Source organism: Streptomyces xinghaiensis S187 (genome assembly GCF_000220705.2).
Taxonomy (GTDB): Bacteria; Actinomycetota; Actinomycetes; order Streptomycetales; family Streptomycetaceae; genus Streptomyces; species Streptomyces xinghaiensis.
The window spans coordinates 6,267,683-6,293,638 of record NZ_CP023202.1 but is presented as its reverse complement, the minus strand read 5'-3'; the positions used below and the strand labels follow the sequence as shown (position 1 = coordinate 6,293,638).

The window sequence follows — 25,956 nt, the reverse complement described above, 5'->3', positions numbered from 1 at the left end:
AGCCGGGACGGGGAGACGGCCGGGCCGCGAGCCCGGCGGCTGCCCCGGCCTCCTGCCGCCGCGACGCAGGCCTCAGGCGGGATCGCCCAGGGGCACCGCGGCACCGGGCCGCACGGCATCGTCCCCCTCCCCCGGACCGGCCCCCACCCCGGCGCCGGGCTCCGTCCGGACCGCGCGCATCGCGCCGTCCGCCGCACCGGTCCGGCCCGCCTTCCCGCGGATCAGGTCCGCCGCCCGCTCCGCGATCATGATCGTCGGGGCGTTGGTGTTGCCGCGTACGACGGACGGCATGACGGACGCGTCGGCCACCCGCAGCCCCGTCACCCCGTGCACGCGCAGCTCCGGGTCGACGACCGGCCCGATCGCGCAGGTGCCGGCGGGGTGGTAGAGCGTCTGCAGCTCGCGCCGGGCGTAGGCGAGGAGGTCGTCGTCGCCGCAGCCGGGGTCGGGGGCGAGGAAGTCCGCCCGGTGGTGCGCCCGCATCGCGGGCCGCCCGGCGATGTCCATGACGAGCCTCAGCGCGCGGACCGCCGTCGCCCGGTCCTCCTCCGTGGCCAGGTAGTTGTGCAGGATGCGCGGTTTCGCGCTGGGAAGGGCCGAGCGCAGCTGGACCCTGCCGCGGCTGGTGGGGGCGAGCAGCGCGGCGCCGAGGTGGAAGCCGTGGTCGGTGAGGGTGCCCAGGCCCTCCTGGTGGAACATCGCGGGGACGGCGTGGAGTTGCACGTCCGGGGCGTCGAGTCCGCCGGTGGTGCGGAAGAAGCCGCCGCCCTCGCCGACGTTCGAGGTCAGCGGGCCGCGTCCCTCGGTCTCCAGCAGCCGCACGTTGTCCGGGGTCTCGGCGCTCAGCAGGGATTCGGTGTCGGTGAGGTGGACGACGGCCAGGTGCGGGTGGTCCTGGAGGTTCTCGCCGACCGGCAGGTCGGTCCGGGGGGTGATGCCGTGGGCGGTGAGCTCGCCGGCGGGGCCGATGCCGGAGAGCATGAGGAGCTGCGGCGAGTTGTAGGCGCCGGCGCAGAGGACGACCTCCCGCGCGCACCGCAGTTCCTCGGTGGCGCCGCCGCGGTCGATCTCGACACCGGCGGCCCGGTCCCCGTCGAAGAGGACCCGGTTGCACTGGACACCGGTGAGCACCTCCAGGTTGGGCCGGTCCAGGGCGGGGCGCAGATAGGCGGTGGCGGTGCTGCACCGCAGGCCGCCCCGCTGGGTGAGTTCGTAGTATCCGACGCCGTCCTGCTCGGGGCCGTTGAAGTCGGGGTTGAACGGGTGCCCGGCCTCCTGCGCCGCGGTGACGAAGGCGTCGACCAGCGGGTGCCGGGAACGGCCCGGATTGACCGGCAGAGGTCCGCCGGCGCCGTGCCACTGCGACGGACCGGCGTGGTGGTCCTCGGCGCGCAGGAAGTACGGCAGGACGTCCTCCCAGGCCCAGCCCTCGGCCCCGGCGGCGGCCCAGGCGTCGTAATCGCGCCGGTTGCCGCGGATGTAGATCATCGCGTTCATGGACGACGAGCCGCCGAGCATCCGGCCGCGCGGCAGATAGCGGCGGCGGTCCTCCAGCCCCGGCTCGGGTTCGGTCAGGTAGTCCCAGTCGTACTTGGTGCGGAAGAGTTTGCCGAAGGCGGCCGGAATGTGGATCTCCTGCGCGTCGTCGGGCCCGCCGGCCTCCAGCAGCAGCACGCGCGTGTCCGGGTCCTCACTGAGCCGCGCGGCGAGCACGCAGCCGGCCGATCCCGCACCCACGATGATGACGTCGTACATGGTGCGTCCTCTCTGTGTGGCTGCCGCGTGGCGGCGGCTGCAACCGGGTTGCTTCTCGAGCGGAGGCCGCCAGAGGGCTCCCCATCTTCGTGCCCGGCCACACGTGACTCCACCCGCGACTGAAGTCGCGGGCTTCCTGTGTCGGTGGCTAGGCACCGGCGCAGAGGACCAGCCCGGCCCTGTGTTTGACGTTGAGTGCGCCGACGTGGTCGGCGTGTGCCACCAGGCCGCAGTTGACACACGTGAACTTCGCCTGGGTGACGCGGTTCTCCTTCGCCACGTGCCCGCATCCGCCGATCTCCGGTGGACAGGTGCGGGACGTGTTGCGGGCGTCCACCGGGATCACACGGCGACCGGCGCTCTCAGCCTTGTCCGCCAGGATCTTCAGGAACTGCCCCCAACCCGCATCCAAAATCATGCGGTTCAGCCCGGCCTTCGCCGCGGCACCGTTCGCCAGGAACGCACCGTCGCGGTCGGGGTCCGGACGGGGTGCGGGCGCCCGGGTCATGCCCGCGGTGTTCAGCCGCTCATGCCCGATCACATCATGTTCACGGACCAGGGCGAGGGCCTGCTTGTGGTGGTGGTCCAGACGCCGGCGCCGGATCTTGGCGTGCAGGCGGGCGACCTTGCGGGCCGCGGCACGATGCTTCTTCGTACGGCGCCGGGTGCGCTTGGGGAAGGTCGCCAGGTGGTGCCGCGCTGCGACCAGCTCCCCGGCTGCCTTGCCGAGGAACCCGGGGTTGGCGACGTGGTGGCCGTCGGAGTCGGTGAGGAAGTGGACCGTGCCCAGGTCGATACCCACCCGGCTGCCGGTGGGCGGCAGCGGCTCGGCGGGCACCTCGTCACAGGCGAGGATGACGTACCAGCGGCGGCCCTCCCGCTTGACACTGACCGTCTTCACCCGGCCCTTCACCGGCCGGTGCCGGTGAACGCGGACGTGCCCGACACCCTGCAGCCGCACGCGGGTCTGGGTGTCGTGGGGGGTGGAGTTCCACCGGCAGCCGTCCCCGTCCCGGGGGAAGGTGACGGTGTCGAAGTGGCCGACCCCTTTGAACCGCGGGTACCCGGGGGTGTCACCGGCCTTCACCCGCCGGAAGAACGCCTGGAAGGCCCGGTCCAGGCGGCGCAGGGTCGCCTGCTGGCTGGAGAAGGACCACCGGCCCTGACGCTCCGGATCGAACGCCCGGATCTCCCTCAACTGCGCCGACTGATCCCCGTACCGGACCGAGGTCCGGGAACTGTGCCGGTAGGCATCACGACGCTCTTGAAGAGCCCCGTTGTACAGGGAGCAGTGATCCCGCAGCATCTCCGCCAGCGCCCGCTCCTGCCGGACCGTGGGACGCAGAAGAAACCGGTACGCCCGCCTCACACCCACCCCACCTCCCCCGCAGTTTCCCCTGACCAACGCCGGTGTGCTCACGCTACCGGCCCCCACTGACAACACAGCGTGCTCCGCCGCTGCGCGGCTCCGGCCCAAGGATTCGATTCCCCCACCGGCTGAAGCCGGTGGTCCCCCCGAAAGAAGACCTGATGGAGGAGCCCGGAGACGCAAACGGGTCCCCGGCACCGTTCACGTCCGGGATTCGAAGCGTCCCGACGGCCCCGCGCTCAGCGTCCACCGCGACACCTGGCCCGCCTTCCTGGCCTACGCCACCGGCACGGACACCGGCGCCCGACGGCGACCGCACTCCCGCGACGGTGCCCTCGGCCCGGCCACCCGGGCGAGGGCACCGTCGTGCGGGGCCGACGAGCGTCAGAGCGGGGCGAGGCGGGCCTTGAGCAGGCAGAATTCGTTGCCTTCGGGGTCGGCCAGGACGTGCCACTGCTCTTCCCCGGTCTGGCCGATGTCGGCCGGGCGCGCACCGAGCTTCAGCAGACGTTCGAGCTCGGCGTCCTGATCGCGGTCGGTGGCGTTGACGTCGATGTGCAGCCGGGCCTTCCCCGTCTCCGGCTCGTCCCTGCGGCTGAGGATGATCGTCGGCTGCGGACCGCCGAACCCCTCGCGGGGTCCGATCTCCACCATGTCGTCGCCCTCGCGGTCGAGCACGACGAAGTCCAGGACCTCGCACCAGAACCGCGCCAGCACCTCGGGGTCGCGGCAGCCGAGCACGAGTTCACTGATACGACATGCCATGAAACAAACCTGCTCTCAACGTGGGGACTGCCGGCGGCCGCACGCGAACCTCATGGGCCCCAGCAGTGAAAACCCCGCGACCGTACCGGACCGGGCGAGCACGGGCGACTTGATTTCCGGGCCCGCCCCGTCAGCAACGGCCGCCCATACTGCCGGGCTTCACGCCCTCAGGGTGCGGCGGCCGGCCCTCAGGTGACCACCGTCCGGACGCCCCGCCCTCAACCGCCGGACGCCGGAGGTGGCAGCAGCCGGAGCTCGGGCCGCGGCCCGGGCGCCCCAAACCCGCCCCCAGCGGCGGTGGGCGGCATTCGCCACCCCCACGGGGGCACTTGGGGACGGTGCGCGCCCGCCGCCGGGAACCGCACCTCCCGTCCGATTCCGTGCGCGCTGCGCCGTCCGTGTCTCATCTCCGTCCCGGGCCTGGAGCGACGGAACGGGCCGTGGGTCCATGAGGGTATTGGCCGGCCGGCCGTTCTCACCGCGACCGGGCAGCGGAATGAACCGTGCGCACAGCCCCTCCCCCGCGCAGCTCGCGCCGAGCGCAACGGCGGCACCACGGACGCCCGGAGCCCGGGTGACCGGGATTCCGAGATCCGGCACCGAGCCCGGTACCCGGCACCGAGCCCGGGGGCCGGTCCGGGTTCCGCTGCGGGCCCCGGGGCGTCGAGCGCTCCGGAGCGATGACGGGCGGACCGGCGCCGTACAGCGAAAGGCCACGTCATGTCCTCCTCCACGCTGACCACCATCACCGCCTCGCCCACGTCAACGGTCTACGGCCAGCCGGTCACCTTCACCGCCACGGTGCGCTCCTTCCTCCCGCCCGCCGGTACGCCCACCGGCACCGTCACCTTCCAGATCGCGGGCCCGGGCGGCGGCACCTTCACGCGCACGCTGGACTCCCTGGGCCGGGCCCGGGTCACCCTCAGCACGCTCGGCGCCGGGACGCACTCGCTGACAGCCACCTACAACGGCTCGCCCATCCACCAACGCTCCCAGGGGTCCTCCCTCTACGGGGTCGCCCGGGCCTCGACGGTCACCCGGGTGAGTTCCTCCCCCGACCCGTCGGCCCCCGGTGAGCCGGTCACGTTCACCGCCCGGGTGGAAGCCGTGCCGCCCGGGTCCGGGACCCCCACGGGCAAGGTCGTGTTCGTCATCGGTGCCCTGGGGGACTTCACCGCGAAACTCGACCCGAACGGCGTGGCCCGGGTCACCGTGCACGCTCTGCCCACCGGCAGCAGCAGCGTCACCGCCATCTACAAAGGCAGTGACAACTTCCTGCCGTCCTCGGGCAGCGGCACCCACACCGTCGAACCCGTGCGCTATCCGACCACCACCACGGTCGTCTCCGCCCCCGACCCCTCGGCGGTCGGCCAGCCGGTGACCATCACCGCCACCGTCACCCCCGGTCCCGGCACCGACTGCCCCGGTCCCCCGTCCGGCACGGTGACGTTCGTGATCGGCGGCTCCGGCGGAGGCACCTTCGTCCGGAGCGTGGGGGCCGGGGGCACAGCCACCCTCACCGTCTCCTTTCCGGACCCCGGCACGCGCACCGTCTCCGCCACCTACAGCGGCGATGCCTGCCACCGCGGTTCCGCGGGCGCCGACACGCACACCGTCCGCCAGGCCACGACCACCACGACCGTCGTCTCCGCGCCCGATCCCTCCGCCTTCGGCGAGACGGCCGTCTTCACCACCACCGTCGCCCCGGTGCCGCCGGGCAGCGGCACCCCCACCGGCCACGTGACCTTCGAGATCGACGGGTTGACGCTCACCGGCACCCTGGTGGGCGGCGTGGCCACCGCCGGCACCGACGCGCTGGCGATCGGCGAGTACACCGTCACCGCCACCTATTCCGGTGACGGCGGCTACGCCGGCTCCGCGGGCTCCGACACCCACACCGTCGGCCTCGCGACGACCACGACCACCGTCACCAGCAGCCCCGACCCCTCCGCCCATGGCGAACCGGTCGTGTTCACCGCCACCGTCACCCCCGCCGTCCCCGGCACGGGCACCCCCGGCGGCACCGTCCGCTTCGAGATCGCCGGGTCCTCCGGCACCGTCGTGCGGAACGGCGGGCTGGACGCCTCCGGGGAGGCGGTCGTCCTCGTCCAGGACCTGGAGGCCGGGGAGTACACGGTCACCGCGGTCTACGAGGGCGACGCCACCTTCGCCGGCTCCTCCGGCACCGACACCCACACCGTCACCCGGGCCGCCACCAGCACCGTGCTGGTCTCCCTCCCCGATCCCTCCCAGTACGGCCAGAACGTCACCTTCGAGGCCCTGGTGTCCTCCGCCGTGCCGGGCGGACCCGTGCCGACCGGCACCGTGACCCTCACGGTGGGCGGCAACACCGTGCTCCTCAACCTGGACGCCACCGGGACCGCGCGGTTCACCACCGCCACCCTGCCCGCCGGCGGTTACACCGCCGAGGCCGCCTACAGCGGTGACGAGAACCACGAACCGTCCAGCGGCACCGACCCGCACACCGTGGACCGCGCCGCGACCCGCACCGTCCTCACTTCCGCCCCCGACCCCTCGGTCCTCGGCCAGGAGGTGGTCTTCCGGGCGACGGTGAGCCCGGTGAGCCCGGGCGCGGGCACCCCCACCGGCTTCATCACCCTCACCGACAGCGCCGGCGGCACCGTCACCCTGGAACTGGACGCGACCGGCTCCGCCGAGGTGCGCAACGCCGGCCTGGCGGTGGGGATCTACAGCGGGACGGCCGAGTACCTCGGTGACGACAACTTCGCCCCCTCGTCGGGCAGCGACACCCACCGGGTCGACCCGGCGGGGACCACCCTCACCGTCACCTCCGGCCCCGACCCCTCCGCCCTCGGCGAGACCGTCACCCTCACCGCCACCGTCACCCCCGTCGCCCCCGGCGCGGGCACCCCGTCCGGCACCGTCGTCTTCCGCGTCGACGGCAGGGAACTGGCCGGCACGCTGACCGGCGGTACCGCCACCGTCACCGATAGCACCCTGCCCGTCGGGACCTACACCGTGACCGCGAGCTACGCCGGAGACGCGAGCTTCACCGGTTCCACGGGCACCGACACCCACACCGTCACCGCCGCGGGCACCACCACCACCGTCACCAGCAGCCCCGACCCCTCGGTGTTCGGCCAGCCCGTGCTCGTCACGGCCCAGGTCCAGCCGACGACGCCGACGGCGCTCGTGCCCGGCGGCACCGTCACCTTCACCGTCTCCGGCGGGGGCGGCACCACCACCGTCCCGGTGGACACCAGCGGCATCGCCACTCTCACCCTGCACTCGCTGCCCGCCGGGCCACACGACATCACCGCCGTCTACAGCGGCGACGCGAGCTTCACCGGCTCCACCGGCACCGACACCCACACGGTCACCGCCGCGGACACCACCACCACCGTCACCACCTCACCCGACCCCTCCGCGTCGGGCACGCCCGTGGCCATCAGCGCCACCGTGACGGCCGACCCACCCGGCTCCGGCACCCCCACCGGTACGGTGCTCCTCACCATCGACGGCATCCCGCAGGCCCCCGTCACGCTGGGCCCGGACGGCACGGCGGTGCTCTTCACCTCCTCGCTGGGGCTGACCCCGGACCCGCACGTGATCACCGCCGACTACACCAGCGACACCGCGAACTTCACCGGCTCCTCGGGCTCCGGCACGCACCGCGTGGTGGTGAACCCGCAGACCGCCACCACCGTCGCCTCCGCGCCCGACCCGTCGGTCTTCGGGGAGGCCGTCACCTTCACCGCCACCGTGACGCCCTCGGGCCCCGGCCCGGTCCCCACGGGCACGGTCACCTTCACCGTCTCCGGCGGCAGCGGCGGCGGCGGCACGTTCACCCTGCCCCTCGACGGCTCCGGCACCGCCGGCCTCGCCCTCGACGGCCTCAGCGTCGCCACCCACACCGTCACGGCCACCTACAGCGGTGACGCCGTCTACACCGAGACGTCCACCGGCACCGACACCCACATCGTGAGCCGCGCGGCCACGCTCGTCTCGGTCGGGAGCTCCCCCGACCCGTCCGTGTCCGGCGAGCCGGTCGCCTTCACCGCCACCGTGACGCCGGTGGCCCCCGGCACCGGCACCCCAACCGGTGAAGTGATCTTCACCGTCGACGGCACCATCACGCTCACCGGCATCCTCTCCGGCTCCACCGTCACCGTCACCGACGCCACGCTTCCCGCCGGACCGCACACCGTGCTCGCCGAGTACGTCGGCGACGAGAGCTTCACCGGCTCCACCGGTTCCGACACCCACCAGGTCGACCGGGCGGACACCACCACGACGGTCACCACCTCACCCGGCCCCTCCGTCTTCGGGCAAACGGTCACCGTGACGGCCGCGGTCGCGCCGGTCGCCCCCGGCGCGGGCACACCCACCGGCACGGTCACCTTCACCCCCGGCGGCGGCGGTTCCACCACCGTCCCGCTCGGCCCGGACGGCACGGCCACCCTGGTCCTCACCGCGCTGCCGGCCGGGGTCCAGACCATCGACGCCGTCTACAGCGGCGACCCCGGCCACAACCCCTCCGCCGGCAGCGACACCCAGGCCGTCCTCCAGGCGGACACGCTGACCACGGTCACCAGCAGCCCCGACCCCTCGGTCTTCGGGCAGCCGGTCCTGTTCAGCGCCACCGTCTCGCCCGTGGCGCCCGGCTCCGGCACACCCACCGGCACGGTCGTCTTCCAGATCGCCGGGCCCACGACGACGACGCTCACCAGCGGCCTGGACCCGAGCGGGATCGCCACGGTGAGCACCGGCTCGCTGCCCGCCGGGGACTACACCGTCACCGCCGCCTACGGCGGAAGCCCGGACTTCACCGGCTCCGCGGGCACCGACACCCACACCGTGGGCAGGGCCCTCACCCAGACCTCGGTGCTCACCGCGCCGGATCCTACGGTCTTCGGCCAGGACGTGCTCTTCGAGGCCGTGGTCGCCCCCATCGCCCCGGGCCAGGGGATCCCCGCCGGAGCGGTCACCTTCGTCGACAGCGGCGGCGGCTCCGTCACCGTCCCGCTGGACGCGAGCGGCGTCGCCCGGACGACCACCAGCACGCTCCCAACGGGGAGTTACCTCGTGGACGCGTTCTACGGCGGCAGCGCGGACTTCGCCCCGTCGAGCGGCGCGGACACCCACACGGTGGACAAGGCCGCCACGCGAACGGTCATCACCGTCACCCCCTCCCCGTCCGTCTTCGGCGAGGAGGTCCTGCTGCGGGCCGTGGTGACCCCCATCGCCCCGGGCGCGGGGGTGCCGACCGGCTTCGTCCTCATGACGGAACCCGGCGGTGTGACCTTCCTCGTGCCGCTGGACGCGAGCGGTGTCGCCGAGGTCCGCACCACGGGGCTCGCGGTGGGCTCGTACAGCGGCACCGCCACCTACCAGGGCGACGCCAACTTCCTGCCCTCCACCGGCGTCGGCACCCACACCGTCAACCGCGCCGACACCACGACCACGGTCACCACCGGCCCCGATCCGTCCGTCTTCGGGCAGGAGGTCACCCTCACCGCCACCGTGGCGCCGGTGGCCCCCGGCGCCGGAACACCCACCGGCACGGTCACCTTCACCGTCGACGGCACCACCACGCTCACCGCCGCCCTGTCCGGCGGCACCGCCACCGCCACCATCTCCACCCTGCACACCGGCCCCCACACCATCACCGCCTTCTACGCCGGCGACGCGAGCTTCAACGGCTCCACCGGCACCGACACCCACCAGGTGGACCAGGCCGCCACCACGACGACCGTCATCAGCAGCCCGGACCCGTCGGTGTTCGGCCAACCGGTCGTCCTCACCGCAGCGGTGCAGCCGGTGCTCCCCGGCGCGGGGGTCCCCACCGGATCGGTCACCTTCGTCATCAGCGGCGCCGGTACGTTCACGGTCCCGCTGGACACCTCCGGCACCGCCACCCTGAGCACCGCCACGCTGCCCGCCGGGTCCCTCACCGTCACCGCCGCCTACGGCGGCGACCTCGGCTTCACCACCTCCAGCGGCACCGACACGCACACGGTTTCCCCGGCGGCGACCACCACCACGGTGACCACCAGCCCCGACCCCTCGGCGCTCGGCGACCCCGTCACCATCCGCGCCACCGTCACCGCCGACCCGCCCGGCTCGGGCACCCCCACCGGCGACGTGGTCTTCACCATCGACGGCATCCCGCAGACCCCGGTCCCGCTGGACGCGAACGGCACCGCCGTCCTCCTCACCAGCTCCCTCGGCCTGACCCCCGACCCGCACACCATCGAGGCCCAGTACCTGCCCGGCACCGGCGACTTCGCCGGTTCCTCCGGCTCGGACACCCACCGGGTGGAGGTCACCCCGCAGACCACGACGGTGGTCACCTCCTCCCCCGACCCCTCCGTCTTCGGCGAGACGGTGACCTTCACCGCCACCATCACCCCGGCCGGCGCGGGCCCGGTCCCGACCGGGACGGTGACCTTCACCATCAGCGGCGGTGAGGGCGGCGGGTCGTTCACCGTGCCGGTGGACGCGAGCGGCACCGCGACGCTCACGCTGGACACGCTGAGCGTCGCCGACCACACGGTGACCGCCGCCTACAGCGGCGACGGGACGTACGATCCGTCCAGCGGCTCGGACACCCATCCGGTGAACCAGGCCGCCACGCTCGTACAGGTCACCAGCTCACCCGACCCCTCGGTCTCCGGCCAGGAGGTCACGCTCACGGCGACCGTGGTGCCGATCGCCCCCGGCGCCGGCACGCCGACCGGCCAGATCACGTTCACGATCGACGGCACCACCACGCTCACCGCCACCCCGTCCGGCGGCACCGCCACCGTCACCATCTCCACCCTCACCCCCGGCCCGCGCACCATCACCGCCGAGTACTCGGGCGACCAGAGCTTCACCGGCTCCACCGGCACAGACACCCACCAAGTGGACCGGGCCGGCACGGAGACCGCCGTCACCAGCGGCCCCGACCCGACGGTCTCCGGCCAGCCGGTGACGTTCACCGCCACCGTCACCGCCCAACCGCCCGGCGCCGGCGTCCCGACCGGGACCGTCACCTTCACCTTCGGCAACGGCAGCGGCACCGGGCCGATCGTGGTGCCGCTGGACCCCTCCGGCACCGCCACCCTGGCCACCGGCGCGCTGCCCGTCGGCCCCTACCTCGTCACCGCCACCTACAACGGCGACGCGGCCTTCACCCCGTCCTTCGGCGTGGACACCCACAACGTCGAACGGGCGGCCACCCGGATCGACGTCACCAGCAGCCCGGCCCCCTCGGCGTACGGGCAGTCGGTGGCCTTCCTCGCCACGGTCGCCCCGGTGGCCCCGGGCGCGGGCACTCCCGGCGGCACGGTGGTCTTCGAGTTCAGCGGGCCGACGACGCTGACCCTCAGCGGCACGGTCGGCGTGAATGGCGTCGCGGAGGTGGACACCGGCGAGCTCGACGCCGGGGAGTACACGGTCACCGCCACCTACAGCGGTGACAGCGGCTTCCTGCCGGTCATCGGCAGCGACACGCACACCGTCTCCCGGGCCGCCACCCAGACCGTGCTGGTGTCCACACCCGGCCCGTCGGTCTACGGCCAGGAGGTCCTCTTCGAGGCCGTGGTGTCGGCCGTCCCACCGGGCGCGGGGACACCGACCGGCTCGGTCACCCTCATCACCAGCCGCGGCGACAGTGTCGTCCTGCCGCTGGACGCCAACGGCGTCGCCCGGTTCACGGACGCCACCTTCCCGGCCGGGAGCTACACGGCCGACGCCTTCTACAGCGGGGACGCGAACTTCGCGCCGTCCAGCGGCGCCGACACCCACGTGGTCGACCGGGCCGCGACGACGACGGTCATCACCGTCACGCCCACCCCGTCGGTCTTCGGCCAGGAGATCCTGCTGCGGACCGTGGTCACGGCGGTGTCCCCGGGCGCCGGCGTGCCCACCGGCACCGTGGTGCTGACCGAGCCCAGCGGCGTGTTCTTCACGGCGGAACTGGACGAGTTCGGTGTCGCGGAGGTCCGCACCACCGAGCTGGCGGCGGGCTCCTACAGCGGCACCTCCGCCTACCAGGGGGATGCCAACTTCCTTCCCTCCAGCGGCGCCGGGACCCATGTGGTGAACCCGGCGGACACCACGACCACCGTCACCAGCAGTCCGGATCCCACCGTCTTCGGGGAGCCGGCCACCTTCTCCGCCACCGTCGCACCGGTGGCGCCGGGCGGCGGCACCCCGGCGGGCGCGGTGACGTTCACCATCGACGGCACGATCACCCTGACGGGCACCCTGGCCGGGGGGACCGCCACGGTCACCACGAGTTCCCTGTCCACGGGTCCGCACACCATCACGGCGGACTACAGCGCCACGGCCGACCCGGGCTTCAACCGCTCCAGCGGTACGGATACGCACCAGGTCAACCAGGCGGGCACCACCACCACGGTCAGCTCCGGCCCCGATCCCTCCTCCGTCGGCCAGCCCGTCGTCTTCACCGCCGCCGTCACCGCCAACCCACCCGGCAGCGGCACCCCCACCGGCACCGTCACCTTCACCATCACCGGACACGGCACCACCACCGTCCCCGTCGCCACAGAAGGCACCGCCACCCTCACCGTCAACTCCCTCCCCGCCGGCCCCCAGAGCGCCACCGCCACCTACAACGGCGACACCAACTTCACCCCCTCCACCGGCACCACCACCCAGCAAGTCCTCGCTGCCCTCACCACCACCACCGTCACCACCAGCCCCAACCCCTCAGCCCTCGGCAGCCCCGTCACCATCCGCGCCACCGTCACCACCAACCCACCCGCCACCGGCACCCCCACCGGCAGCGTCGTCTTCACCATCGACGGCACACCGCTGGCATCCGTCCCCCTCGACCCGAACGGCAACGCCGTCTTCACCACCAGCAGCCTGGCTCTGACCCCCGACCCCCACCTCATCACCGCCGACTACACCCCCGACACCCCCAACTACACCGCCTCCACCGGCACCACCACCCAGAGTGTCGAAGTCGAACCGCAGACCGTCACCACCGTGACCTCCACCCCCGACCCCACCGTCTACGGCGAGCCCGTCACGTTCACCGCCACCGTCACCCCCACCGGCATCGGCCCCGTCCCCACCGGAACCATCACCTTCACCGTCACCGGCGGCACCGGCGGCGGCACCTTCACCCAACCCCTCGACGAAACCGGCACCGCCACCCTCACCCTCGACACCCTCAGCGTCACCGAACACACCGTCACCGCCACCTACAGCGGCGACACCACCTACGACCCCTCCAACGGCTCCGACACCCACCAAGTCAACCCCGCCAACACCACCACCACCGTCACCAGCGGCCCGGACCCCTCAGTCTTCGGCGAACCGGTGACCCTGACCGCCACCGTGGCACCGGTCGCCCCCGGCGCCGGCACCCCACACGGCCAGGTCACCTTCACCATCGACGGCACCACCACCCTCACCGCCACCCTCACCGACGGCACCGCCACCACCACCATCAACACCCTCACCCCCGGACCCCACACCATCACCGCCACCTACACCGGCACCGGCGACCCCAACTTCAACCCCTCCACCGCCACCGACACCCACCAGGTCAACCCCGCCAACACCACCACCACCGTGACCGGCAACCCCGACCCCTCCGTCTACGGGCAGCCCATCGTCTTCACCGCGCAGGTACTGCCGGAGGCCCCGGGGGCGGGTACCCCGACCGGAACCGTCACCTTCGTCCTCAGTGGCGGCGGAGGTACGTTCGTCCGCGCCGTGGACGAGACCGGACACGCCACTCTGACCGTGCCGCTCCTCCCCGCCGGGAGCTACACGGTCACGGCCACCTACGACGGCGACACGGGCTTCAACCCCTCGTCCGGGACGGACACCCACACGGTGAACGCGGCCGACACCGCGACCTCGGTCACTGGCACACCGAACCCCTCGGTCTTCGGGGAGCCGGTCACCTTCATCGCCGTCGTCCAGCCCGTGTCCCCCGGCAGTGGCACCCCCACCGGGGATGTCGTCTTCACCATCGGCGGCGGAGGCGGGGGCAGCTTCACGGTGACGCTGGACGCCGACGGCGTCGCCCGGCTCACCCTCAGCACCCTGGAAGTGGGCCCGCACACCGTCACCGCCGACTACGAGAGCGACGACGGCAACTTCAACAACTCCGCAGGCAGCACCACGCAGATCGTCGACCTGTCGCCGACGACGACCACGGTGACCTCCGCGCCGGACCCCTCGGTCTTCGGGGAACCGGTCACCATCACCGCCACCGTGGCCGCGACGGTGCCGGGCGCCGGCACACCGACCGGCACCGTGACCTTCGTCATCGACGGCACCACCACGGTCATCGAGCCGCTGGTCGCCGACGTGGCCACCTTCACCACCAGTACGCTGGCCATCGGCCCGCACACGATCCAGGCGTCCTACAACGGTGACGCGCTCTTCGCGGTCTCCGGCGGCGCCGACACCCACACCGTGGACCGGGCTCCGACCACGACCGTCTCCGCCTCGTCCCCGAACCCGTCCCAGCCCGGCCGGCTGGTGACCTTCACGGCGACGGTGACACCGGTGCCCCCGGGAACCGGGACTCCCACCGGCACCGTCACCTTCGTCATCGGCGGTGGCGGCGGCGGAACCTTCACCGCACCGCTGACCGGCGGCGTGGCCACCATCACCAACCGGGGCCTGACGCTCGGCCCGCACACCGTCACCACCACCTACAACGGCGACGCAAGTTTCGCCCCCTCCACCGGCTCCCACGTCCACACGGTGACCACCGCCTGACACGGCCCCGTGCCCCGGCCGGCCGCCCAGCCCTGCGGCGGCCGGCCGGGGCACGGCCTGATCGTGCCGCGCCCGGGGCTCCGGGCCGGCCTCCGGCGCCGGTCTACTTCCCGCCGCCGGCGGCGGGGCGGCCGATGCGCACCCGCCAGGTCTCGGGGCCCTGCTCCAGGTAGTCCCAGGTGAAGTCGCCCTTGTGCTCGGCGTCGAACTGGTAGTACAGCGGCTTCGGGTCGTGGTCGTTGACGAGTACGAAGCCCTCGCCGGTTCCCAGCGCGGTGTAGTTCTCGAAGATCAGCGCGTGGCGGCGGGCGGGTGCCTCACTGCGCACGTCGAGCTGCTTGTCCTCGATGGCCATGACGGTCTCCTTCGCGTTCTCCGGCCGCGGGCACGGGGTGTGGCGCGGACGTCCCGGTCACGGGCCGGCGGGCCGGACGGTGCGTGACCCTCGGGACGGCCGCACAGCCACCGTCCCGATCACCGCACACCATCATTTCGCCAAGCCAGCTCGTTTTAACCAAGAGAACTGTATAAAACCATCCGGACAACGCGGAAGGCGGGGTGAGGTGAGACCCGGGCGGGCCCTGTATCAGCGGACGACGTCGAAGACGTTCTTCTGCACGCCGTTGGCGTAGGCCTCGTGGTCGACCAGCTTCAGCTTCTGCGTGTCCTTGTCCGTCGCGCTGAAGAGCCGCTTGCCCGCGCCGAGCAGGAGCGGGAAGACGAGCAGGTGGTAGCGGTCGATGAGGCCGGCGTCCGAGAGGGCGCGGTTCAGGGTGGCGCTGCCGTGGACGATGATCGCGCCGCCCTCGGTCTCCTTCAGCGCGGCGACCTCGTCGAGTGAGCGCAGGATCGTCGTCTCGCCCCAGTCCGACACCAGGTCGTCCTCGCCGAGGGTGGTGGACACGACGTACTTCGGCATCACCTTGTACCCGGCGAAGTCCTCCATACCGGGCCACACCGGGCTGAACGCCTGATAGCTGATCCGGCCCAGCAGCATCGCCGTGGCTTCCTTCTGTTCGCGGTCCTTGATGTCGTATGCCTCGGGGAGGAACTCGACGTCCTTGAAGGTCCATCCGGCGTTCCGGTAACCGGGCTCGCCGCCCGGGGCCTCCACGACGCCGTCAAGTGACATGAAGGCGGTGCTGATCAGGGTGCGCATCTCGGTTCCTCGGTGTCTCGTGTCCAGCTTTCGGCAGAGTCGGCCGGCGCGGGTGCCCGCCGCACTCGCGGCTGCGGTGCACCAACCATGATCTCTGACCGCCGGTCACGGAGAAACTTATCGGCCGCCGCCCGCCTTTTTTCGGCGGATTCGGCGATCCCGGCCGCCCCGGGGAGCGGGCCGCGCACCTCCCGGTCGCGAGACGTACGGCGGCGCGGCAGCGCACGGCCGGCCGGCTCCCCACCGCCACGGTCCGCGCGTTCGGACCACCTTGCGGCGCCACGCGGCTCTCCCCGTCCGGCCGGGAGGGCCGTCACCGCCGGCGGAGCGGCGGGGGTTCGGTGCCGGCGTCGGTGCCGTGGTCACGGGTCGCGCGCAGGGACGCGAGGAGTTGGAGACGCTCGGCGTCCGCGCTGCCCGGTTCGGCCGTGTAGACGAGGAGGACGGGGCCCGGGTTGCCGGGCAGCGGGTAGCTGTCCCAGTCCAGGGTGATCTCACCGGCCTCGGGGTGCCGGAAGAGTTTGGTTCCGTGGACGTTCTCCCGCACGTCGTGGCGGGCCCACAGGCTCCGGAAGTCAGTGCTGTGGATGCTCAGTTCGCCGATGAGCGCCGTGGCGCGCGGATGGCCCGGATCCTCCGCGACGGCGGCGCGCAGCATGCCGATGTAGTCCAGGGCAAGGCTTTCCCAGTCCGGGCAGCGCAGGCGGGCCTCGGGATCCCGGAACAGCTGGACGACCATGTTGCGTTCCGCCGGGGGCACGGTGGCGGGGTCGCCCAGCAGGGCTTCGGCCAGCGGGTTCCAGGCGAGCACGTCGAGGTGGCGGCCGAGCACCAGTGCGGGGGTGGCCATGACGTGCAGCAGCCGCCGGGTGCTGTCGGGTACCCGTTCGGGACCGCGGCGAACGGGAGCGGACGCCGTCGGCCGGCGCGCGGCCCGGGCGAGGCCGAACAGATGCCGGCGTTCCTCGTCGTCCAGGTCCAGTGCGGAGGCGATGGCATAGAGGGCGTCATCGGACGGCCGCCCCCCGCGGCCCTGTTCCAGGCGCTGGTAGTAGTCGGTGCTCAGCCCGGCCAGCAGGGCGATCTCGTCGCGGCGCAGGCCGGTCACCTTGCGCCGGCCGCCCGGCTCCAGGCCGACGTCCTGCGGACGCAGCCGGCTGCGCCGGGCGCGGAGGAAGTCACCCAGTTCTCGCGCATACAGATGATCGGTGGCCATGCCTCCAGTGTGCGTGCCGGTCTCCGCCCGAAGGTAGGTCCGGCATTCCCAGGCAACGGTGTACCACGGAGCCGGGGCCGCCCGTTCCTACTCTCGTCGCGAACGGTCCCCGACACACCAGGCATCCCAGGAGCATCGCCATGGCCGCATGGAGCACCCGCCAGATCCCCGACCAGCACGGCAGAACAGCCGTCGTGACCGGCGCGAACTCCGGTCTCGGCCTGGTCACCGCGACCGAACTGGCCCGGCACGGGGCGAAGGTCGTGCTCGCCGTGCGCAACGTCGCGGCCGGCGCGCGGGCCGCCGCCCTCATCGGGGACGCGGTGCCGCGGGCACGGACCGAGGTGCGCGAGCTGGACCTGGCCTCGCTGTCCTCGGTCCGGACGTTCGCGAAAGAGCTGACCGCCGACCACCCGGCGGTCGACCTGCTCGTCAACAACGCCGGACTGGTACTCCTCGGCCCGGCACACACCACGGCCGACGGATTCGAACTCCATCTCGGCACGAACATGCTGGGCCACTTCGCCCTCACCGGCCTGCTGCTCGGCACACTCGCCCGGGCCGACGCCCCCAGGGTGGTCGGCCTCAGCTCCATCACCCACAAGAACGCCCGCCTCGACTTCGACGACCTCATGTCACAGCGCTCCTACGACGCCGCCCGCGCGTACGGCCGTTCCAAACTCGCCACCACCGTCTTCGGCCTCGAACTCGACCGCCGGCTGCGCGCCGCGGGCTCACGGATCACCAGCGTCCTCGCCCACCCCGGGCTCTCCCGGTCCAACCTCACACCCCGGGCCTGGGAACACCGTGGCCGCGCGGGCCGGATCGTCGCACGGGGCGGCCTCCTCCTGACCCAGCCGGCGGAGCGCGGAGCACTGCCCCAGCTCTTCGCCGCGACCGCCCCCGGTGTCCGCGGCGGACAGTTCTTCGGACCGTCCGGACCCTGGGAGCTCCGCGGCGACGTCACCGAGGTCCGCCCCAGCACCGAAGCCGCCGCACCGGCCACCGGACAGCGCCTGTGGACCGCCGCCGAGAACCTGACCGGCGTCACGTACCTCTGACCGGACGCCGCGCCCGGTCCCGGACTCGGATGAGGATCCCCGCGGGAGCTCCCGGCACAACTGGCGTAGCCCAGCGAGACACGCAGAGCTACACTGGTTTCATGAAAACGATCAGCCAGCGCGAGTTCCGCAACAATTCCGCGGCCGTCATGGACGCGGTCGAGGCGGGCGACGTTTACCACATCACACGGAACGGCACGGAGGTCGCCGAACTGCGCCCCATCCGCCGCAGGCGCGGACTGAGCGCCGAGGAGCTCGTGGAGCGGCATCGCGGACTTCCCCGTGTCGACTATGCGGCTATGCGCCGGGAAGGAGACGAGTTCTTCGGCTCCGAGGAGCGCGTCGACGAGGACCCGTGGCAGCGCCACCGTGGCTGACCGCTTCCCCTCCGGGGTTCTGGACACCTGCACCTACATCGACCTGGGTCTGCTCGATCCTGCGGCCCTGCCCGCCACTCCCGAGCTCACCGCCGTCACCATGGCCGAACTGCAGCAGGGCGTGGCGGTGGCCCAGGACCCGGCGGCCAGGGCTGCAAGGATGGAGAAACTGGGGGCAGCCGTCGCCGACTTCGATCCCCTGCCCTTCGACGGCGACGCTGCCGCGCGCTACGGCACTCTGGTGTCTCTCACCCTCGCAGCCAACCGCAATCCCCGCCCCCGCAGGCTGGACCTGATGATCGCCGCAATCGCCTCCGTCCACGGTTTGCCGCTGTTCACCCGCAATCCGGATGACTTCAAAGGGCTCGACAGCGCGGTGACCGTCGTAGCCCTCTGAGAGGTCCGCCGAGCGGACGGGAGACGCCGGGAGCACCAACCCCGGGCGGAACCGGGCGCCCCGGGTCCCGTCGAGGATGCCCGGGGCGCGTGCTGCAGCCGGTGCACGGGGCACAACCGGGGCCGGCGGGCCGGCCGGACGGGCCGCGTCACCCGTGCCGCACCGGCCGGAGGGCCGGTTCACCGCAGGGCGTGCGCCGGCCGCGACCGGCTACGAGTAGTTCCAGCGCTGCCCGTCGGCGCGCTCCTTGCAGTAGATGATCCGTCCGCCGGCGTCATGGGTCTGCATCCCGAGGTGCTTGTTGGCGCAGAACTGGCCGGCCCGGTAGCAGTTGCCCGCCGGGGACGTCAGTTCGCACCCTCCGGCCCCCTGGCCGGTGTCGCCGCTGCCGCCGGAGCCGCCGCCCGTCGAGCCACCCGACGAGTCGCCGGATCCGCTGTCGCGCGCCGGGGCCGGCGGGGTGTAGGAGGGGTCGTTCGTCCGGTCCTTGTAGGTGCCCTTCGCCGACGGGCACGAGCTGCCCTCGACCACGGTCAGCTTCGTCTTGGTGCCGGGCTTGATGTCGCTGCCGGCCTTGAGGGACTGGAAGCAGACCGTGTAGTCGTCCGGGTCGTCCTCCACGTCGGCCGAGGCGACGGTGACGTCCTTGTACGCCGAGTCGGCACTGATGCCGCCCTCGCTCAGCCCGGCCTTGGTCAGCGCCGTGACGGCCTTGGCGTAGACCGCGCCGGTGACGTCGGGGGCCTTGGGCCACGTCAGGGGGCCGCCGTCCTTCTTCGGGCAGAGCGCGCCCTCCTCGACGGCCCCGTAGTCGACCGTGCCGTAGCCGATGTCCTCGAAGCAGACCGTCCAGCTCCCGGCGGGGTCGGTGTCGCCCTTGCTGGCGTTGTGCGCGGACGGGGTGTACCCGGCGGCCTCGGCCGCCTTCCGCGCCTCCCCGAGCCGTGTTCCCTTCTGGGACGGCATCCGCTCCGGCTTCGCCGTCACGGTCGTGGTGGCCGTCGCGGTGACCGTTTCCCTCGGCTCCGCCCGAGGATCTCCTCCGGAGCAGGCCCCGAGCAGGGCGACGGCCAGTACGCCGAGGACAGCGGATCGCCCGCGTGTCACGGTCCGGCCGGCTATCCGCTCCGCCGTTCCCGCGCGGCGTCCCGCCCCCGGCCGCTCGTGCGCCCGCTGTCTCCGCGGTGCCTTCCACCCGATGTGAAGGTGTGTCATGACGTACGCCCCCCTGATGCCGCCCACAGATGTGATGAACTGCGGTGCAGCTTAGCCTTGTTGACACAGTCAAGAGGCGATACGCCAATACTCGCGAAGTTTTGTCCGCCGGCGGAGGATCCGGCGGCGGGCGAGCGGCTCCGCCGAGGCCGGACAGGCGCCGTCCCCCGCGCGCGTCCGGTCCCGCTGCCCGGTGTCCTGGCGGCAGCGGGGCCGGCTCCGGTTCACCAGGTGTGCGCCACGTCGACCACGAGGTGGTTGCCCGTCTGGAAGACCCGGAACGGCAGCCGGGCGCGGACGCCCAGCCCCACCTGGGTCTGGCCCTCGAAGCTGCCGGCGACCACGACGTCCCGGAAGGTCCGGTACCCGTCGACCTTCAGCTTCGTCTCCGGCAGGGTCGGCTCCATGGTTTCCGGGTCGTAGGCGGGCGCGAACGCCACGACCTCCAGAATCGCGCCGCCCTTGACCGGAATCAGGTCACCCGAGCCGTCCTGGTGCAGCCGGCTGACGTAGTGGACGTAGTAGCCGATCCGGTCGGCGGCCGTGCCGTCGATGTCGAAGACCAGACGGTCGTAGCAGTCGTGCCGCCCGCTCCTGATGCCCACCAGCGGCCGGTAGTCCGAATCCCACTCGGCCTTGACCATGCTCCCCCAGGTCACGGAGCAGTTCTCCGCAGCCGTCGGCGCCGCGCCTGCGGCCGGAGCCGTGGCCGCCGCCAGACCGGCGACCGCCAGTATCAGTGCGGCCAGTGTGCCGCTCAGTCGTCGCATGACTACCCCCCAGTAGTTCGCTGTACCTCTGTGACCGGTGAGACAAGCGACGCCCTCGAATTGTTGCCCGGCATACCGGCCAATCTGCCACGGTCCGTGAGGCGGCCCTGCCACGCGCCCCGGGGTTGGCGGCTTTCGGCCTGACCGCCCGGGTCCCGCGAGGGCACAATGGCAGGAACATGTCATAGGAGCCTGCCGTGAGGAGCCGCATGCGTTCCGAGAGACCCCTTCGAACCCTCGTCCGGGCCGTCGTCGTACTGGCGCTGCTCCTCGGCTGGTCCGCCTCCGCCGAACCGGCCGCCCATGCCGGGGAACGAGCGGGGCAGCAGGCGGCCCCGACGGTCCGCGGCGGCGACACCCTCTACAGCAACGGCACCCGCTGCACCGTGGGCTTCAACGCCCGCTCCGGCTCCACGGTGTACGCGTTCGTGTCGGGCCGGTGCGCCCAGGCCGCCGGTACCACCTGGTACGCCGACGCCGCCCAGACCGTCGGCGTCGGCGTCACCGCAGGAGTGAGCTTCCCGGGCAACGACTACGCGAGCGTCCGGTACACCAACCCGGCGGTCGCCCACCCGGGCGAGATCTCGCTGGGCGCCGGCGCCGGTATCCAGGACATCACCGGGGCGGCGCAGCCCGTCGTCGGGCAGTCGATCTGCCACGTCGGGCGGACCACCGGTCACCGCTGCGGCATCGTCCAGGCCGTGAACGTCACCGTCAACTACAGCGAGGGCACCGTATACGGTCTGTTCCGGTCCACCATCTGCTCCGAGCCCGGAGACGCCGGCGGTCCCGCCTTCTCGGGCGGCACGGCTCTCGGCATCATCGTCGGCAGCAGCGGGAACTGCAGCTCGGGAGGGGTCACCTACTACCAGCCGGTGACCGAGTGGCTGTCGGCGTACGGCCTGAGCGTCTACTGAGCCGGCCGAGCCGCGCCGAGCGGGCGGGCGAAGTTCCCGGCGGACCGGGCCGGCACCTCCGGCCCGGTCCGCCGGGAGCGCCGTACGTTCGGCGATACCGCAGAGGGCTACGGCCCGTCAGGCCGTCCCACCCGCGCCTCGCAGCGGCGCTCCACGGCGACCGCGCAGGCCACGAGGCAGCCCCATGCCGGTGCCGCCAGCGGCAGTTGCTGTCCGGCCGCCACGGCGACGACGGCCAGCCCGCCGATCAGCAGGGCCGAACCGCCCGGATCGGTGACGCAGGTGCGGCGCAGCGCCCCGGCCGCCGCCCGGGCCCAGGAACCGCCGGGCTGCCGAACCGCCGCCGTCCGCAGTCCCGTGACGGTCAGTACGGCCAGCCCGGCCCAGGCAGCGGCGGTCATCGGCACGGCACCGGGCAGCGCGCCCGAGCCGGCCACCCACAGGTCCGCGACGAGCAGCGCGACGCCCGTCCACCACAGCAGGGACCAGCCCAGCCCGGTACGCACCGCCTCGCGCAGCCCGGCCGCGAACTCCCGCCGGGTGCACCGCTCCCCCGCCAGATGACGGCGCAGATGGCCGCAGCCGGCGGCGAAGGCCGGCAGCAGCGTGACGAGGGGCAGCGCGGCGATCAGCACCCACACACCCGTCAGCAGGCATTCGGCGAAGAGCGCGAAGCGCGCCCCGCCCGGCGTTCCACCCGCGCGGACGGCCGCGCGGACACCCGCGCCCCGCCGTGCGCCCCCGGCCACGACGGCCTCAGCCCTTCAGTCCGGAGGTGGTGGCGCCCTCGACCAGGAAGCGCTGGAAGGCGAGGAAGAAGAGCAGCACGGGCAGCAGCGCGAGCAGCGACATGGCCATCATCCCGCCGTAGTCGGCGAGCGTGTCCTGGTCGATGAAGAGCTTCATGCCCAGGGCGACCGGATACTTCTGCGGGTCGTTGAGGTAGATCAGCGGGCCCATGAAGTCGTTCCAGGTCCAGATGAAGGTGAAGATGGTGCTGGTGATCAGGGCCGGGCGGCAGAGCGGCAGCACGATGCTCCAGAAGATCCGCGGATGCCCGCAGCCGTCGAGCCGCGCGGCCTCGTCCAGTTCGCGCGGCAGCCCGCGCATGAACTGCACCATCAGGAAGACGAAGAAGGCGTCCACGGCGAGGTACTTGCCGAGCAGCAGCGGCACATAGGTGTCCACCAGTTCCAGCTTCTGGAAGACGATGTACTGCGGGATCAGCAGGACGTGCACCGGCAGCAGCAGCGTCGAGATCATCAGCCCGAACATCACGGCACGCCCGGCGAAGCGGATGCGGGCGAAGGCGTAGGCGGCGAGCGAGCAGGAGAAGAGCACGCCGCCGACCGAACCGACCGCCAGGATCAGCGAGTTGACGAAGAAGGTGCTCAGCGGGATGTCGGCGATGCCCTCGGTGAGCCGCCGGAAGTTGCCGGTGATCGGCTCGGTGGGGAACAGCTCCAGGCTGCCGACGATGTCCTGCCCGGGCTTGAACGAGGCCCCGATCACCCACACCACCGGGTAGAGCACCACGACGAGCAGCGCCACCGACAGCAGATGCGGCAGCAGCGAACGCGCGGTGCGCCGGCGACGGGCGCTCGCCGGCACACGCGGCGGACGCGGCCGCGCCGGGCCCACCGGCTCCACCGGTTCCGTCCGGCTCATCGGCCCCCCGCCCCCTCTCCCTCGTAGTGCACCCAGCCGCGCTGGGTGCGGAACAGGACGAAGGTCACCAGCCCGACGCCGAGCATCAGCATCCAGGCCATCGCGGAGGCGTATCCCATCCGGAACTCCCGGAAGCCCTTCTCGTAGAGATACAGGGTGTAGAAGAGCGTGGAGTCCGCCGGCCCGCCCCGGCCGTTGCTGACGACATACGCCGAGGTGAAGACCTGGAAGGAGTGGATGGTCTCCAGCAGCAGGTTGAAGAAGAGGACCGGGGAGATCAGCGGCAGGGTCACCGAGCGGAACCGCCGCCAGGCCCCCGCCCCGTCCACCTCCGCCGCCTCGTAGAGCTCGCGCGGCACCTGCTTGAGCCCGGCCAGGAAGATGACCATCGGGGCGCCGAACTGCCAGACGGCCAGCGCCACCAGTGTGTAAATCGCCCAGTCGGGGTCGCCGACCCAGCCGCCGATGTCCGCCCCGAAGAGCCGAAGCGACCGGTCGACCACCGCCTCGTCCTGGAAGATCGCGCGCCAGACGATGCCGATGCTGACGCTGGCGCCGATCAGCGAGGGCGCGTAGAAGGCCGAGCGGTAGAAGCCCAGACCGCGGCGCGGGCGGGCGAGCAGCAGGGCGACGCCGAGCGCGGCGGCGAGTTTGAGGGGCGTGGCGATCAGGACGTACTGAAGGGTGACGCCCACCGAGGTGGCCCAGCGGGGGTCCTCGAACATGGCGCGGTAGTTGTCGAACCCGGTCCAGCGGGGCGCGTTGAAGAGGTCGTACTCCGTGAAGGAGAGGTAGAGCGAGGCGAGCATGGGGCCGAGGGTCAGCAGCAGCATGCCGAGTATCCACGGCGACAGGAAGAGGTAGCCGGCCAGGTTCTCCCGCCGCCCCCGCCGGCGGGCTTCCCCGGCGGTGGCCACGGGCGGCGGCCCGGTTCCGGCACGGCGGAACGCGCGGCGGGCGGCGGAGCCGGGGGGCAGCGGACTCGTCTTCGTATGCGTCACGGCGGCCTCCGCCTCAGGACCGGAGCGCCTGCTCGGCCTCCGAGAAGAACTGGTCCACGCCCTCGGCCACGGATGTCGTGCCGTGGGCCACGTCGCCCCAGATCCGCAGGAAGGCCGCCTCGGTGACGGAGGTCCCGGCCGGCTGCGGTGTCATGGGCTCGACGAGATCGGCGATCTGCCGCTCGTACTCGGCGACGAGTGCGTCGGGCCCCTCGGGTTCATACGCAGCGGCCTGCCGCTCCGTCGCCAGCACCCCGCGGTTGTAGCCCATGATCTTCCCGACCTCGGGGTCGTGGACCATGAAGTCGATGAACCGCGCGACCTCCTCCGGGTGCTGGGTGCGGGCGTAGCCGCTGAGCATGAGCGAGGAGATGTACTGGCCCGTCCGCTCACCGTCGGTGGTGGGCAGCGGCGCGAGGGCGAGTTCGGCGTCGGTCTCGGCCGACCAGCGGACGATGAAGTTGTCCCAGGAGAACTCGGAGGCGGCGATCCCCGCGGCCAGGACGGACTTGGGAGCCACCTGGTCCGCCTTCTTCTGCGGCACCAGGGTCCCGTCCTCGACGTCGGCGTAGTTGTCGTTCCACCACGTCCGCAGGTCGTCCTTGGTGAAGCCGAGTTCGCCGTCCGCGGTGTAGAAGGCCTTGTCCCGCTGGCGGAGGACGAGGTCGTAGAGGTACATCACCCCGGCGTTGGCCGCGGCTCCCTTGATGCCGCCCGCCTTGCTGATCTTCTCGACGGCGGCGTGGTACTGGTCCCAGGTCCAGCCCTTCTCCGGTGAGACACCGGCCTTCTCGAACTCCGCCACGTTGTAGATCAGCGCGAAGGTGTTGCCGCCGACGGGGACGGCCAGCAGCTTGCCGTCCACCTCGCCGGCCTTCTCCAGCCCGGCCCGGAAGCCGTCCGTGCCGAGGTGCCCGGCCTTCACCTGCGGTGTGAGGTCGAGGAGGACGTTCTTGGCGCCGTACTCGCGCAGGAAGGCGGCGGAGTTCTGGAAGACGTCGGGGGCGCCCCCGCCCGCCGACTGCGTGGCGAACTTCTTCCAGAAGTCCTCGTATTCCAGGAAGTCGGTCTTCACCGTGATGCCGGGGTGCTTCCTCTCGAAGAGCGCCACCGTCTTGTTGATCAGCTTCGCCCGGCTCGCGTCCCCCCACCAGGAGTAGCGAAGGGTGACGGTGCCGTCCCCGCCGCTGCCGCCGCAGCCGGCGGCGAGCAGCCCCAGCGCCAGCGCGGCCGCGGCCGTCCTCAGCCGGCGTCCGTTCCGACCTGCTCTCATGGCGCGCCCCTCCCGGACGGCCCGGGGCCGCCCACCTGGTTGAAACGTTTTAGGCAAGCGCTTGCCAGGACAACGTAGAGACCGCTCCGGAACCCGTCAACGGTTCGGACAAGGATCGGGCCGGACCCGGCCGGCGCCTCCTGCACGCGAAAAGGCCGCGGGCCGGGAGACTGTCCGTCTCCCGGCCCGCGGCCGGTGGTGGGCGATACTGGGTTCGAACCAGTGACCTCTTCGGTGTGAACGAAGCGCTCTCCCACTGAGCTAATCGCCCGGGCG

17 protein-coding genes, 1 tRNA gene and 1 pseudogene are annotated in these 25,956 nt (G+C 72.3%); 6 read left to right on the top strand and 13 right to left on the bottom strand.

Features of this window, described 5'->3' with window-relative positions:
* Positions 1 to 72: 72 nt before the first annotated feature.
* Positions 73 to 1,755, bottom strand: a complete 1,683-nt coding sequence (locus tag SXIN_RS26880) for a GMC family oxidoreductase (RefSeq protein ID WP_095757659.1) — start codon at positions 1,753 to 1,755, stop codon at positions 73 to 75.
* A 148-nt stretch (positions 1,756 to 1,903) separates the two neighbouring features.
* Positions 1,904 to 3,124, bottom strand: a complete 1,221-nt coding sequence (locus SXIN_RS26875) for an RNA-guided endonuclease InsQ/TnpB family protein (RefSeq protein ID WP_039821202.1) — start codon at positions 3,122 to 3,124, stop codon at positions 1,904 to 1,906.
* Between SXIN_RS26875 and SXIN_RS32525 the strand changes: the two are divergent.
* Positions 3,090 to 3,395 (top strand): annotated as a pseudogene (locus SXIN_RS32525) (DUF397 domain-containing protein); the annotation flags it as partial. The gene SXIN_RS26875 and the pseudogene SXIN_RS32525 sit on opposite strands and share 35 nt — an antisense overlap.
* A 113-nt stretch (positions 3,396 to 3,508) precedes the next feature.
* Here the strand turns inward: SXIN_RS32525 and SXIN_RS26865 are convergent.
* Positions 3,509 to 3,889: a VOC family protein gene (locus tag SXIN_RS26865; protein WP_039821200.1), complete on the bottom strand. Its 381-nt coding sequence runs from the start codon at positions 3,887 to 3,889 to the stop codon at positions 3,509 to 3,511.
* Positions 3,890 to 4,609: 720 nt separating this feature from the next.
* Here SXIN_RS26865 and SXIN_RS26860 point away from each other — a divergent pair.
* The gene (locus SXIN_RS26860) at positions 4,610 to 14,626 is read left to right on the top strand and encodes an Ig-like domain repeat protein (RefSeq protein ID WP_019708777.1); all 10,017 of its coding nucleotides are present in this window, start codon (positions 4,610 to 4,612) and stop codon (positions 14,624 to 14,626) included.
* A 103-nt stretch (positions 14,627 to 14,729) separates the two neighbouring features.
* Here SXIN_RS26860 and SXIN_RS26855 read toward each other — a convergent pair whose 3' ends face one another.
* From SXIN_RS26855 to SXIN_RS26845, 3 genes are all read right to left on the bottom strand, one after another.
* Positions 14,730 to 14,981 (bottom strand): DUF2249 domain-containing protein, encoded by a 252-nt coding sequence (locus SXIN_RS26855; protein WP_019708778.1) that lies wholly within the window; start codon positions 14,979 to 14,981, stop codon positions 14,730 to 14,732.
* A gap of 231 nt (positions 14,982 to 15,212) precedes the next feature.
* A complete protein-coding gene (locus SXIN_RS26850) occupies positions 15,213 to 15,785 on the bottom strand; it encodes a dihydrofolate reductase family protein (protein ID WP_019708779.1) in 573 nt (190 codons plus the stop codon).
* 313 nt (positions 15,786 to 16,098) lie between these two features.
* Positions 16,099 to 17,001 (bottom strand): helix-turn-helix transcriptional regulator, encoded by a 903-nt coding sequence (locus tag SXIN_RS26845; RefSeq protein ID WP_019708780.1) that lies wholly within the window; start codon positions 16,999 to 17,001, stop codon positions 16,099 to 16,101.
* A gap of 140 nt (positions 17,002 to 17,141) precedes the next feature.
* Here SXIN_RS26845 and SXIN_RS26840 point away from each other — a divergent pair, with 140 nt between their 5' ends.
* From SXIN_RS26840 to SXIN_RS26830, 3 genes are all read left to right on the top strand, one after another.
* A complete protein-coding gene (locus SXIN_RS26840; protein ID WP_019708781.1) occupies positions 17,142 to 18,062 on the top strand; it encodes an oxidoreductase in 921 nt (306 codons plus the stop codon).
* A gap of 101 nt (positions 18,063 to 18,163) precedes the next feature.
* On the top strand, positions 18,164 to 18,439 hold the full coding sequence (locus SXIN_RS26835; RefSeq protein ID WP_019708782.1) for a type II toxin-antitoxin system Phd/YefM family antitoxin: 276 nt from the start codon (positions 18,164 to 18,166) through the stop codon (positions 18,437 to 18,439).
* The gene (locus tag SXIN_RS26830; RefSeq protein WP_019708783.1) at positions 18,432 to 18,836 is read left to right on the top strand and encodes a type II toxin-antitoxin system VapC family toxin; all 405 of its coding nucleotides are present in this window, start codon (positions 18,432 to 18,434) and stop codon (positions 18,834 to 18,836) included. Before SXIN_RS26835 ends, SXIN_RS26830 begins: the two co-directional genes overlap by 8 nt.
* 210 nt (positions 18,837 to 19,046) lie before the next feature.
* Here the strand turns inward: SXIN_RS26830 and SXIN_RS26825 are convergent, their stop codons facing one another.
* Entirely contained in the window at positions 19,047 to 19,943 is an 897-nt protein-coding gene (locus SXIN_RS26825; protein ID WP_157916346.1) for a Stk1 family PASTA domain-containing Ser/Thr kinase, read from the bottom strand.
* Positions 19,944 to 20,275: 332 nt separating this feature from the next.
* Positions 20,276 to 20,821, bottom strand: coding sequence for an AMIN-like domain-containing (lipo)protein (locus tag SXIN_RS26820; protein WP_019708784.1), 546 nt, complete (start codon positions 20,819 to 20,821; stop codon positions 20,276 to 20,278).
* Positions 20,822 to 21,030: 209 nt separating this feature from the next.
* Here SXIN_RS26820 and SXIN_RS26815 point away from each other — a divergent pair, with 209 nt between their 5' ends.
* Positions 21,031 to 21,738 carry a S1 family peptidase gene (locus SXIN_RS26815; protein ID WP_019708785.1) on the top strand — a complete coding sequence of 236 codons (708 nt, stop codon included), beginning with the start codon at positions 21,031 to 21,033 and terminating at the stop codon, positions 21,736 to 21,738.
* Between the two features lie 107 nt (positions 21,739 to 21,845).
* On the opposite strand, the gene SXIN_RS26810 is transcribed toward SXIN_RS26815, so the two are convergent.
* The 5 genes from SXIN_RS26810 to SXIN_RS26790 form a co-directional block, all read right to left on the bottom strand.
* Positions 21,846 to 22,487: a hypothetical protein gene (locus tag SXIN_RS26810; RefSeq protein ID WP_238153873.1), complete on the bottom strand. Its 642-nt coding sequence runs from the start codon at positions 22,485 to 22,487 to the stop codon at positions 21,846 to 21,848.
* Between the two features lie 7 nt (positions 22,488 to 22,494).
* Positions 22,495 to 23,406 carry a carbohydrate ABC transporter permease gene (locus tag SXIN_RS26805; protein WP_019708787.1) on the bottom strand — a complete coding sequence of 304 codons (912 nt, stop codon included), beginning with the start codon at positions 23,404 to 23,406 and terminating at the stop codon, positions 22,495 to 22,497.
* Complete coding sequence (locus SXIN_RS26800) at positions 23,403 to 24,407, bottom strand: carbohydrate ABC transporter permease (protein ID WP_420341070.1); 1,005 nt, start codon at positions 24,405 to 24,407, stop codon at positions 23,403 to 23,405. The genes SXIN_RS26805 and SXIN_RS26800 overlap by 4 nt, the downstream gene beginning before the upstream one ends.
* Before the next feature lie 13 nt (positions 24,408 to 24,420).
* Entirely contained in the window at positions 24,421 to 25,680 is a 1,260-nt protein-coding gene (locus SXIN_RS26795; RefSeq protein WP_019708789.1) for an ABC transporter substrate-binding protein, read from the bottom strand.
* A 196-nt stretch (positions 25,681 to 25,876) separates the two neighbouring features.
* Positions 25,877 to 25,951 (bottom strand) — tRNA-Val (locus SXIN_RS26790).
* Between the last annotated feature and the right edge of the window lie 5 nt (positions 25,952 to 25,956).

Excerpts from the sequence above, each read along its gene's own strand:
- SXIN_RS26880 (WP_095757659.1), bottom strand. The coding sequence starts at position 1,755 with ATGTACGACGTCATCATCGTGGGTGCGGGATCGGCCGGCTGCGTGCTC.
- SXIN_RS26865 (WP_039821200.1), bottom strand. The coding sequence starts at position 3,889 with ATGGCATGTCGTATCAGTGAACTCGTGCTCGGCTGCCGCGACCCCGAG.
- SXIN_RS26860 (WP_019708777.1), top strand. The coding sequence starts at position 4,610 with ATGTCCTCCTCCACGCTGACCACCATCACCGCCTCGCCCACGTCAACG.
- SXIN_RS26855 (WP_019708778.1), bottom strand. The coding sequence starts at position 14,981 with ATGGCCATCGAGGACAAGCAGCTCGACGTGCGCAGTGAGGCACCCGCC.
- SXIN_RS26850 (WP_019708779.1), bottom strand. The coding sequence starts at position 15,785 with ATGCGCACCCTGATCAGCACCGCCTTCATGTCACTTGACGGCGTCGTG.
- SXIN_RS26845 (WP_019708780.1), bottom strand. The coding sequence starts at position 17,001 with ATGGCCACCGATCATCTGTATGCGCGAGAACTGGGTGACTTCCTCCGC.
- SXIN_RS26840 (WP_019708781.1), top strand. The coding sequence starts at position 17,142 with ATGGCCGCATGGAGCACCCGCCAGATCCCCGACCAGCACGGCAGAACA.
- SXIN_RS26835 (WP_019708782.1), top strand. The coding sequence starts at position 18,164 with ATGAAAACGATCAGCCAGCGCGAGTTCCGCAACAATTCCGCGGCCGTC.
- SXIN_RS26820 (WP_019708784.1), bottom strand. The coding sequence starts at position 20,821 with ATGCGACGACTGAGCGGCACACTGGCCGCACTGATACTGGCGGTCGCC.
- SXIN_RS26815 (WP_019708785.1), top strand. The coding sequence starts at position 21,031 with ATGCGTTCCGAGAGACCCCTTCGAACCCTCGTCCGGGCCGTCGTCGTA.
- SXIN_RS26805 (WP_019708787.1), bottom strand. The coding sequence starts at position 23,406 with ATGAGCCGGACGGAACCGGTGGAGCCGGTGGGCCCGGCGCGGCCGCGT.
- SXIN_RS26795 (WP_019708789.1), bottom strand. The coding sequence starts at position 25,680 with ATGAGAGCAGGTCGGAACGGACGCCGGCTGAGGACGGCCGCGGCCGCG.